The sequence below is a fragment of the Acinetobacter johnsonii CIP 64.6 genome, from assembly GCF_000368045.1.
Taxonomy (GTDB): domain Bacteria; phylum Pseudomonadota; class Gammaproteobacteria; order Pseudomonadales; family Moraxellaceae; genus Acinetobacter; species Acinetobacter johnsonii.
In genome coordinates this window covers 102,609-114,793 of sequence record NZ_KB849236.1, presented here as the reverse complement: position 1 = coordinate 114,793, position 12,185 = coordinate 102,609, and the positions used below count along the sequence as shown (strand labels likewise).

Annotated in this window: 8 protein-coding genes and 1 pseudogene; 8 read left to right on the top strand and 1 reads right to left on the bottom strand. The window is 39.2% G+C overall.

Annotated features, from left to right (window positions below):
• The 8 genes and pseudogenes from F986_RS11580 to F986_RS11545 all read left to right on the top strand — a co-directional run.
• Positions 1–204 (top strand): integrase core domain-containing protein (locus F986_RS11580; RefSeq protein ID WP_004695124.1); only part of this gene is annotated, 204 nt, incomplete at its 5' end.
• A gap of 103 nt (positions 205–307) precedes the next feature.
• Positions 308–2,419, top strand: coding sequence for a hypothetical protein (locus tag F986_RS11575; RefSeq protein ID WP_004695283.1), 2,112 nt, complete (start codon positions 308–310; stop codon positions 2,417–2,419).
• An 11-nt stretch (positions 2,420–2,430) separates the two neighbouring features.
• Positions 2,431–4,419: a site-specific integrase gene (locus F986_RS11570; protein ID WP_004695281.1), complete on the top strand. Its 1,989-nt coding sequence runs from the start codon at positions 2,431–2,433 to the stop codon at positions 4,417–4,419.
• Positions 4,420–4,435: 16 nt separating this feature from the next.
• The gene (locus F986_RS11565; RefSeq protein WP_004695280.1) at positions 4,436–4,972 is read left to right on the top strand and encodes a hypothetical protein; all 537 of its coding nucleotides are present in this window, start codon (positions 4,436–4,438) and stop codon (positions 4,970–4,972) included.
• Positions 4,972–6,327 carry a site-specific integrase gene (locus F986_RS11560; protein ID WP_004695278.1) on the top strand — a complete coding sequence of 452 codons (1,356 nt, stop codon included), beginning with the start codon at positions 4,972–4,974 and terminating at the stop codon, positions 6,325–6,327. Before F986_RS11565 ends, F986_RS11560 begins: the two co-directional genes overlap by 1 nt.
• A 151-nt stretch (positions 6,328–6,478) precedes the next feature.
• A pseudogene (locus F986_RS18595) lies at positions 6,479–6,863 on the top strand (transposase).
• Entirely contained in the window at positions 6,860–7,195 is a 336-nt protein-coding gene (gene tnpB / locus F986_RS11550) for an IS66 family insertion sequence element accessory protein TnpB (protein ID WP_000618091.1), read from the top strand. The pseudogene F986_RS18595 and the gene tnpB overlap by 4 nt, the downstream one beginning before the upstream one ends.
• Before the next feature lie 74 nt (positions 7,196–7,269).
• Positions 7,270–8,853, top strand: a complete 1,584-nt coding sequence (locus F986_RS11545; RefSeq protein ID WP_001094410.1) for an IS66-like element ISAba25 family transposase — start codon at positions 7,270–7,272, stop codon at positions 8,851–8,853.
• Between the two features lie 218 nt (positions 8,854–9,071).
• Here the strand turns inward: F986_RS11545 and F986_RS11540 are convergent, their stop codons facing one another.
• Positions 9,072–12,185 (bottom strand): HsdR family type I site-specific deoxyribonuclease, encoded by a 3,114-nt coding sequence (locus F986_RS11540; RefSeq protein WP_004695274.1) that lies wholly within the window; start codon positions 12,183–12,185, stop codon positions 9,072–9,074.

The window sequence follows — 12,185 nt, the reverse complement described above, 5'->3', positions numbered from 1 at the left end:
ACGGTGAATGGCTTATACAAAACAGAGGTGATTGAATATTTAAAAGCAGATTGGCAAGGTTTAGCAGATGTACAACTTGCGACACTAAACTGGGTGGATTGGTTCAATAAAGAACGTGTACATAGTGCGCTAGATTATGTATCACCTTTTGATTTTGAAGCAATGTACTATGATAAAATTAACCAGTTAGGTCAGGTGGCCTAACTTAAATAAAAAGTCTCCGACAAACCCGGTACGGTTCACTAACAAAGATTCCCCACCTCTCCCACATTTTGTTAAAGAAAGGCTTGAAAACTTATCTGGAATTTTGAATGCTGATGTTTATTATTTAATTTCTAATTTTATATCTCAGTTGGGTAAGCAGCAACAAACCAAACTATCATTTTTAATAAAAACATACATAGCAGTTCTGCATGAAGCGCTTAACAATAACGATTCAGGTGAACTAGCTAAAAGCCTACACTATATTCGAATAGACCTTTACAAAAGACACACTTTTGCAAGCAGTAGAGTTTTAATCAATGCTCTTCAAACACTAATTAAGCGATTAATTAATATAGACTTTTTTAACAAAAAAGAATTAAGTAAACTAGATAGCTTTCTTGCTTCAACAACTAAATCTCAATTCGAACTAATTAAGTCAGAAATTATACCAGAAGAAATATCAAATCTTTTCGCACATGAATCCAGCGCCGATGAGAACTTTAAGAAAATACTAAACTCCACCTGCACTCCAGAAATTGCTAATAGATTAAAAGAGCACGTTAACAGTTTTAAGTATAAGAAACATCATAGAGCCCCGTTAATTCAATTTTTAGAGCAAATTTCATCAACTAATATTGAGTGGTATAAACATCCCAGAATTATTCAAGGTGAGCTTTTAAAATATAGAGGTAACTTGCTTGATGAATATCACAGAAATACTGCATATAGTAAATTCCAGAACGTTAAGAACTCAATTGATGTGTTAGTTAAACATAGCCTATTGCCAAAAAACGTTGAAATGCCGGACAATTTACGTAGGTGTACAAATACGGAAAAGGTGCGAAAAGACAACCCGCTCATATGTGAAGTGGACATGTATGATGAAAAAAAGCGTGATGAATACATAAACACTCCCCAGTTTATTGAGTCTTTAAAGAGCGAACTTTCATATAACTTGTGTATCCTTGTGAAAAATGCCCAAGAGATTGTTTTTCAGGGGTACAAAAATTTTTGTAATAAAAATATCATCATAGAGCAAAGCCAGTTTGATGAATTCATGAACCACCCGCAATTTCTCACAAGTAAAACAAAAGGCAGCAATTCTAAGTCAAAGGTAAATCCTTTTTATAGCAGACATCCACTACGCTTAAATAATTTAACCGCTTATTACGATTATTATTTTAATAATCTACTAAATGGCAAAACTCAACATAATATTTACCAACTCGCTATAAGCGAAGATATCCTTGGATATCTAGGCTTAACAAGCAGTATTGCATCTGCGATGCAAACCATCATCACAGAAGAATTAGGGATTAATCCGTACTCGCTTTATAAAGTAAAAATATCATCTGACGGTCACGGCCATGAATTTGTTATAGTGGATGATGAAGGTTCTGTAAGAATTAAAGCATTAAAGCCACGAGCTAGAAACGCTCACTCAAGAAAGGCGGAAGGATCTTATAAATCATTAGCCGATATAGATGCATATGAAATAAATGCAGCAACTTGCTTAAGAATGGCATTAGAAATGACAGCAAGAATCAGAGAGACCTTGGGAATACGAGATCTATGGGTTTGCCTAACTTGTCATGGTGTCACTGTTCCAAGTCCTGAAACATTCCAAAATAAATTTAATAAGTTCTGCTTGACGCTCTCACCTCAGAACACGACTTTGCAGGAAGCTACATTAAAAAAAGTACGTACATCAAAAGGTGTTTTAATTTATTTAAAATCAAATGGCGACTCCATCAAGACTGCGGCATATTTTGGCAATGCTATTAAGACAACTCTTAATCGTTACATCCCGAAATATTTAACTGAGATAATTTACAGACTTAAAATAAGAAACTTTCAGAAGATATTTCTGTTTATGGCTACCTCATCTAATAAATTACCTTTCGAGTCACTAAATATGAGTGAGGCCGAATTTAAATTTCAGCTAAAACAAGTTTTCAATAATCCAGATATGGGAGGTAATTTATACGAAAAACTAACTAACCCTTGTATAGATAATGAGGAAGATACCCCACTATATTTTTGTGTATCTGATCTAAACCTTCAGTTAGCTATAAAGTATGCGAAAGATGGTAAAGATGAAAAGTTAAAGAAAAACTGTAAAGATGTACTTGATAAGATTGGGCAAGAGTCCTCAGTAAGGATGAAGAATATGCTTAGGAAAGCACAGTTAAATGTCGAGAAAAATAGTTATTAGGTGTGTAAATAATGAAAAGTAATTTAAGCCCTATCAAGGAACGCATAGATCCTAATGACTTGCCAGAGACCATTGTTAATTCCTCTTACCCTAAACCTCGATGGATGTTGAACGAGTCTATAAATGATAAAACTTGGTACTTATCCAAAGTTGGTATTAGTTTAACCTTCTATAAGGGAAACATTAATAAAGCACAAAAGTTTGAATTCAAACAAAAGATTGCAGACAATGAGTATTTAACTGACAAAATTAATGAAGCATTATTAATAGATATCCGTAACAGTCTTCTTTATCTTGATATAACAGGTAAAATTACAAGACCAGCTAGGATTTCGGATATTGCTATATCTGTAATTCACCTCATCTACCATGCAAATGAACTTCGTATTTCCAAGAGCGAACCTTTAGTTAGAAGCCTAGAGCAAATCAAATTCAAAGAGCTGAAACATTACTTGTTATCTTTCAATGTAGAGAGGGATTTGTTTGAGAAAGCAGTTAATTTTATATTAATAAAATGGAGCTCAAAGCGCGATATAAACTGGTCTTTAATAAAAACTGAGTTTGCTCTTACAACCAGGGAATTTAAAAGTCTTAAATGCAAGATAATTAAATACTTAGAATCAAAAGATGATGGCTTTACTTCTAAATTGGCGTATAAGCGAGAATACAATAATGCATGTATACGAGAGTTTGACATAGAATTTGATCTATATCCAAGTCAAAGTACAATCTCTAATGAAATATCTAAACTGGAAGCCTTTTTTACTGCAAGAACTGCCCAAAAATATAAATTTCAGTATTCGCCAATCGAACTGTTTTCTGTAGGAAGGACTATTTTTGATGAAATGATCGATAGCGTGAAAACTCCATTGATGCCAATTTCATTATCCCTTCATACAACTTCCTCAGCATTACATTTTGCACGCGTTTATGGGGAGCCACTTCGTCAGTACATTTCGGATTTATCTAAAGGCGAAGTTAACAGGATAATAGAACTTGGTATAGCTTTATCAACCAGCAGGAAATATCACCTAAAGATAAAGAATTATGTATATAAAACAACTAAGATCCCAGACTCTCTCAAACCTTTAATTATTACGTCATGGGAAAAAGGAGATGACAGTAAATTTGACTATAGCGAATTAAGAAAGGGCATGTCTGTTAATATGGCTATCAGACTTTACACAGCTGCAATATGGATTCTGATCGCCAGCTTCTCTGCTGGCAGAACAACATCATTACGGACTTTAAACCGTAATTGTTTTGTACAATCCCCAGTTGATGGTTTGTTTGACATAGTCATGAAAATCCCTAAAAGTTCAGAAAGGCTAGAGTTAGAAAAAGTATATAGACCTATCCCTGATTTAATATACGATTACGGTCTAGAGTTCGCTTTAATGGTATGTGAACTTGAAGAAAGACGAGGTTTTATAGGAGATGAGAATGAACTATTTTTGTTTGGTTGTGCATTATCATATAGATCAATAAGTGCGGCTCGTGAAGATGGCGGGGAAAACTCTAAACACCCTTTAAGCGCTGACTATATTAATGCTTCAATTAATATGTTTATGGACTGGATTGAATCTCCCCTGATCGATGGAAAAAGATGGTATCCATCAACACACCAATTTAGAAGACTATTTGCTGTAGTGTATTTTAACTTCTCAGATCAAGTTGGATTAGATGAGCTATCTTGGTTCATGGGTCACTCTAACCTCGATCAAACATTCTATTATGCAGAAGTGTCACCTGATGATGAATGGATCGACGAAGCTGAGGCTACTATTGCACGGATAGGGGCATCATTAAACAAGCATATTAATGGTGATGAAGCAGTAAGAAGCATCGTTAACAAAGCCAGACAGTCAATAAATATTTCAACTGTGCTAGAGACACTGGTCCGTAGATTGATTGACGAACATAAAGAAAAAACAGGTCAACAAGTCCGTTTCTGTAAGATTGATGGAAATGAAGTTTTCTTTTACTTTATTAAGCCATAAAAGTAGGAATTTAGTTATGTCAAAGTTTAAGAAGGGCGAAACTTCGAAACCAGTTATCGACAAAAAGATTGAAATATCCTCATCTATAAAGCGAAAAACTGAACTCATAAATAAGATAGAATACTTTGAAGATATACCTAGCAGCTTGGAAATGAAAAAAAACACCATCTCACAAACTTCAGTTCATAAGTGGGATGATAGTGATCTTAATATTATATCTTATTCTTACAATACAGCTCATGCTGAGCATAACTTAAAATATTTAAACGATCTAATTGATTCAATTAAAAATGCCAATCATAGGCTTTCTAAACTCTCAGAATCAGAAAGGAAGGATAAAGGTAATTCCACCGCCAGAATATCACAAAATGAAGTGAACAAACTAAAAACTGAAAACGAGGAATTACGTGTTGCATTAGCGGAAGTTTATAGAGCTTATATGAGCCTTTTAGATCAATGTCGAGAAGATAAGGAAATCGATGCTGCATATAGAAAACTTATTCTATCTCAAGCTCAAATCCTAGGTAGAAATCGACTCTGGCTGGTTAAATAATGTCTTCTGTAGTCGTTGCAAAAGATCCTAACCTTAAATTTCTCAATACTAGTAGGCGAATAGACCAACACAATGATTGCCCACTTCCCATGATTTTAAAGAAAGGTGGTAAGTTTGATTGGGATGCTAATTCATTTATTACTCATTATGGCGGTGGTTCACAAACATATAATATTCGCCCATTAGCAAAAACCGTTCAGAAAAAAGCATATAGTTTAAACTTGTTCTGTGATTTCCTTGAAGATAATTCTATAAATCTGAGTGAGATTAATGACAGCACTCTTTATCAATATATTAAGGAGTCAAAAGATAGGAATATTAAAGACGGTACTATTATTCAACATGGAAGGACTGCAATTGAGTATATAGATTATCTCAGCAAAATATATCCAGAATGGAACCTGGGTACTACAGAGAAAGATCCAGATAAAATATTCAGCGTGCATTATGAAAAACTTAAATTCAAGAAAGGAAGTATAACAGGTGAATACTTTTATCATGAATCACTTGTCGGACTAATTAACATTGCCTCTGAAGCTGAATACATTCATGATCACGAGTTAGTTATGTGGCTAGATGCCATCAACTGCACAACCAACCACCCAAGAATAAATACATTCCTCATAAGCAGGTGGGAAGCCTTAACCACATTACTAGATATTACAGGCTCTAGAATAAGTGAAGCTCACGAGATAACCCGAACTATGATAAAAAAGGCAGCAGATTCATTACTCATCAGTGACAAGCAGCCAATAATCCGAAATATTCCCATAAGGAAAGGAAAATACAAAGGTAAAACTCGATCAGTGAGGACTACCCATGAGGATATTCAAGTTATTCTTTTATACGTCCATGTAATTGAAGATATGTTTCCTGATATGGAGCATGATGCTCTTTTTGTCGATTCAGTCACAGGAAAACCATTAAAATCTACTTATTTAAAAAATTATACAAAAAAGGTTATTAACGGTAGTAAATATTGTGAGACTCTGAGGCACCTAACCAATCATTCTTTTCGCCATAGATTTATTACCCTTAATATAGCTAAAGCAATTAAGAAAATATCAGCACAAGGTAGCTTTTCAAGTATTCTGAGTGTTGCTTCAAATGCATGCCGTAAAGTTACCATGCACGCAAACAATGAATCTATGTCACATTATGTGCATCTAGCCACTGAATACAATGAAAAAAATGATCAAGGAGATATAGATATGAGCAATGTTTCTCCTCAAGTTAGAATTCGTGTAAAAAAAATGATCTCAATTGCAAATTTATTCCGCTTAAAGGAAATAAACGAAGCTGAAGCTTTAGATTCTCTTCTCTCAACGATAGATGGATTTAAGAAGTTCACATAAAACCAATCTGCCTTTGTTCTTCAGTAAGCGTCCGCTGAAACCCATACCTATTTTTTAATTTTAGTGTAAGCATCCGGCTAACACAGCCTTACCAAGCGATCCTATAAGCCTTAATTTAGTTCCCACCTAAAAACAAGTGGGGACTTAATCCATGAACATGGATATATATTCAGCAACACCTCCTGTTGCTAAAAAACGCCGAAAATACAGCAAAGAATTCAAACTCAGTATTGTCAATGCCTGCAAAAAATCCTAATACCTCGATCGCTTCGGTCGCACTGCAACATAGTATTAATGCCAACCTTGTCAGTCGTTGGATCAGGATCTTCAGCCATCATGAGGGTGCCGTGCAGGATCCTACTCATGTGAATCCAGCATTTATTGCTTTGCCTTACACTGCTGCAATCAGCCAACCTATTGATGAGAGGATCACGTTGTGTATCACCGTGCCTCATACGAATAATGATATTCAGCTAAAATGGCAGACATCAGAAATACCTGCCTTGGCAGAATTACTCAAGGCACTTGCAACATGATCCGCATTGATGAAATCTGGTTGTCTACTCAGCCCATGGACATGCGTGCAGGTATGGATACGACCATGGCTCAGGTGGTGAGAGCCTTTGGCTACATCAAACCGCATTGTGCTTACCTGTTCTGTAATAAACGTGGCCATCGCATGAAAGTGCTGGTACATGATGGATTGGGCATCTGGCTGTGTGCCCGGCGGCTGGAACAGGGCAAATTTCACTGGGCTCAAGTTCACCAAGGTGAAACCGTGGCCCTCAGCCCGGAACAGTTACAGGCATTAATCCAAGGTTTGCCCTGGCAGCGCATTGGACGACAGCAGGTGGTGACGATGCTTTAAACCAGGCTGTTCCATTCTGCTATTCTCCAAACGTTCTATTTCATTCTTCTCATGACCTCAGGCATACTGCGGTCATGAATACGCTGCCTGACTTAAGCCAACTGACCCATGAACAACTGCTGGAATTCACCAGGCAGTTGGCGCTGCAGCATCAGTCTCTAGCACAATCAAACCAACAATTGGATGCCAAAGTTCAACATCTTTCTATTCTCAATCAAAAATACGAGCATGAACTGGCGCTGTTTAAAAAGCACAAATTCGCCCAAAGGAATGAACACTTAACGGCAAAACAAATCCATCTGTGGGATGAAGCGGTTGAAGAAGATATTGCCGCGGTTGATCTAGAACTGGAACGGCTAAATGCAGATAAAACCAATGCAGCGACACAGAAAGCCAAAACCAATAAACCTAAACGTCGACCACTGCCAGATCATCTACACACCATCCGTATTGAGCATGAACCTGCATCAACCCAATGTGCTTGTGGCTGCCAACTCCGTCGTATCGGCGAAGATGTCAGTGAAAAACTGCATTTCAGACCGGCACAGTTCTATAAGGAACAGCATGTGCGTGGTAAATGGGTCTGTGATCAGTGTGACACTCTGACTCAGCAAGCGATGCCCGCCTATGTGATTGATAAAGGCATTGCTTCACCTGAATTGCTCAGCCATGTGCTGGTATCGAAGTATGCCGATCATTTGCCGCTGTACCGTCAGCGCCTGATCTATCAGCGGGCTGGCATTGATCTGTCCAGATCCACTTTATCTGACTGGATAGGTCGCTGCGGTGTAGAACTGGAACCTCTGGCCAATGCCTTAAAAGAGGTGGTGCTGCAACAGCGGGTGCTGCATGCAGATGAAACACCGGTCACCATCATGCGGATGGGTGAGAATAATAAAAAACCGAAGAAAGGTTATGTCTGGGCCTATGCCACCACACAGTATAATCCAGTTCAGGCGGTGATCTATGACTTTCAGGATAGTCGTTCAGGCCAGCATGCTGAAGAGTTCTTGAAAGGCTGGCAGGGCTATCTAGTCTGTGATGATTACAGTGGTTATAAAGCACGTTTTAAATCAGGCCAGGTGATTGAGGTAGGGTGCATGGCCCATGCACGTCGTAAATTCCATGAACTGCATGTAACTGGGAAAAGTCAGGTTGCTGAACAGGCCTTAGTGCTGATTCAGAAACTGTATGCGATAGAAGCAGAACTCAGGAAAAAGACCGATGGTACAGCGGAAGACCGCCGCGAATACCGACAACAGCATAGTCAACCAGTGATGCAACAACTATATGAATGGCTCAACCAACATCATCTGACAGTGCCATCGAGTTCTCCCACCGCCAAGGCTATCAATTACACTCTGAAGCGTTGGCCAGCCTTAAGCCGCTATCTGGATGATGGCAATCTACCGATATGCAACAATTGGGTAGAGAATCAGATGCGTCCCTGGGCGTTGGGACGCAAGAACTGGCTGTTTGCAGGTTCGCTGCGCAGTGGTCAGCGAGCGGCAAACATCATGACTTTAATCCAGTCAGCAAAGCTGAATGGCTTGGATCCGTATGCCTATTTAAGTGATGTGCTGAAAAGGTTACCGACACACAAAGTGACCCAAATTGAAGAATTGCTGCCGCACTGCTGGAAACCTAAATCGAATTAAAAAATAGGTATGGGATTCAGCGGACGCTTACATTTTAGTCGGGTTGCCTGATCCTAGACAGAATAATTCATAACGCTTTTAAATTTGAAATTACTGGTGATTGGATGAGAAAGAACAACTCTTCTGATGTGGAAGCCACTCTTTAAGAGTGGCTGATTTTAAAGTGAAATAGCTCTTAGCTAACTGCATCCTCCATTGATCTATTCCCTCAAGAGATTCTATATCTGCCCACCCACACCTTTGAACTTTTCAACAAAAGCAGCGATTTTCTGAAAAACCGTTTGCTTCTGGGTTCGGTACTGCGGATTCAACGGGCTGAGTTTGGGCAGCGCTTCATTAAGAGCAGTGCCATTTTCCGAAGCGTACTCACGCTTGAGTGATGACGCAATATAGCGTTTGGCAGCATCGATATTGAGCTTTTCAGAGGCAATAATGGCATCGGCTTCGCGCTTCTGCTCCGCCTGGGCGAATTTGAAGAAAGCATCGATAATGCTGGCTTTGTCATTGATCTCATCTAGGTTTGTCTGGTTAATAAAATCAACCACTAAGCTCTCTTTCGCTCTATTACCAAGGCTACCGCGGATCATACGACGAACTTCTTCAATCAAGCCTTCTTTACTCTTGTTCTTTTTATTTTGATCAAAAATCAGTTCAAGAATGTAATCGAGGTTGATTTCTTGCGATTTAAGCAAATCAATTTCAAAGACCACATCGCCCCAGTCTACCGTTGACTTATCTTTGTCCTGACCTTCTTTATCGCGTCTCAACCAGTCACGGGTATCATTGTAAGTAGAGCGATAATCTTGGATAGCACGTTCGCTCGGCATATCGATGGTTTGCATTGACTCGATGTCAGCATCGTCCAGATAGTACTTTGACTTGAACTCTTCAACAGCTTGTCCATCACTGGTATCTAAGCTTTGCAGTGCTTTTAATCCAGCAAACTCATCGTAGTTTTGTAAAATATTTTCTGCCTTTAGGTATTCACCAAACAGTTTGGCAAATTCTTTTTTATCTTGTTCTTTTTCAATATTTTCTGGGTTTGGAAAACGCTCTTGCAGCTCTTTTACGATATCAACAAAACCTCGACGAGCTTGTCCTGTAACGATATCGGTAAAGCCTTCCATGTATTCTTTGTAGCTCTTTTCTAGCACAACATTTTTGGTGTTTTTATCACCGAACAAGGTGATGGCATCAATGGTCGCTTGTTCCAAATCACGGAAGGTAACAATGTTGCCAAAGGTTTTCGTCGCATCATAAATACGATTAGTACGAGAAAAGGCCTGCATCAACCCGTGGTAGCGCAGGTTCTTATCAACAAACAAAGTATTTAACGTTGGTGCATCAAAGCCAGTTAAAAACATCCCGACAACAATTAGCAGATCTATTTCCTGATTTTTAACCCGTTGGGCTAGATCACGGTAATAGTTTTGAAAACCATTGCTGTCTACACCGTAATTTGATTTAAACATAGCGTTATAGTCAGCAATTGCTGCGCCCAGAAACTCTTTAGCGCTGCTATTCATTGCGCTTACTTCAAAACTCTCATCTAAAATATCGCCAATAGCATCTTGTTCTTCGTTGGCAGCAAACGAAAATATGGTCGCTACGCGGAGTGGCTTACTTGTAGCGCCCTTTTCAGCTTCAGCCTGCAAGGTTTTGAAGGTTTCATAATAGGCTTTAGCTGCATCAACACTACTGACCGCAAACATGGCGTTAAACCCTTTGGCACCAGAATAGGCTCGATGGGTTTTCTGGTTGAAATTATTCAAGATGTACTGCGAGATTTCGCGAATACGCATCGGGTGTAAAAATGCTTGCTTGTTCTCAGCCGCGCTTAACTTTTTATCATCTTGTTCTGTTTCAATGCTCTTAAATTGAGGGCGAACATCGTTATAGTCCACTTTAAACTTGAGTACTTTTTCATCACGAATGGCATCAGTGATCACATAAGTGTGCAACTGCTGGCCAAACACGCTGCCCGTGGTTTCAGCACCCAAGGCGTTTTCAGGGAAAATTGGCGTACCGGTAAAGCCAAACTGGTAGTACTTTTTGAATTTCTTCTTCAGGTTTTTCTGCGCTTCACCGAACTGGCTGCGATGACACTCATCAAAAATAAAGACAACCTGCTTGTTGTAGATAGCTAAATCGCTTTCACTTTTGATTAAGTTATTGAGCTTTTGGATGGTGGTGACGACAATCTTGTTATCGTCTTTATCCAGGTTACTCTTAAGCCCTGCGGTGCTGTCTGAACCGTTCACACTATCAGGTGAGAAGCGCTGATACTCTTTCATCGTCTGATAGTCGAGGTCTTTTCTGTCCACCACAAAAAAGACTTTATCGATACAGTCTAAATCGGTGGCCAAACGTGCCGCTTTAAAGCTAGTAAGTGTTTTACCTGAACCTGTGGTGTGCCAAATGTACCCACCGCTCTCGGTGTTGCTCCAATTCTTAGCGTTAAACGCGCTCTTTATCTTCCATAAAATGCGCTCAGTGGCCGCAATCTGGTAGGGGCGCATTACAAGTAAGGTATTGCTGACATCAAACACCGAGTAACGCAAGATCACTTCAAGTAAGGTCTCTTTCTGGAAAAAAGTGGCGGTAAAGTCTTTTAAATCCTTGATCAGCGTATTGTCTGACTTCGCCCAGTTCATCGTAAAATCGAAGCTGTTTTTGTCGCGCTTGGTCGTGTTGGCAAAATAGCGCGTGTCGGTGCCATTAGAGATCACAAACAGCTGCAAGAACTTGTACAACGAGTTCTCTGCATTAAAGCTTTCTTTGCTGTAGCGATGTATTTGGTTGAACGCCTCACGGATTGCCACACCACGCTTTTTCAGTTCAATTTGCACCAAAGGCAAACCATTGACCAAAATCGTCACGTCATAACGGTTGGCATGGCTTCCCGTTTGCTCAAACTGCTTAATGACCTGCACTTTGTTGCGAGCAATGGTCTTCTTGTCGAACAAGTAGATGTTTTCGATATGACCATCATCGAAGACAAAATCAAAGATATAGTCGCTGTGCACCTTGCGGGTTTTGTCGAGAATATTGTCGCTTGGGGTGTTTAAGTATTGCTCGCAAAAGCGAGCCCACTCGGCATCAGTAAACTCGACCTTATTGAGGGCTTGTAATTGTTTACGCACATTCACCATCATGGCATCGGGTGTCGTTAGCGCAGGTAAATACTCATAGCCTTGGTTGCTTAGGTCCTGAATCAGCTCACGCTCTAAATCACCTTCGCTTTGGTAGCCCTCAGCAATTTGGTCTTGGCGTGTGTATTTATCTAAAACAATATAATTTTTAGACTCTGCGATTGCTTTGTATTCTGCCAT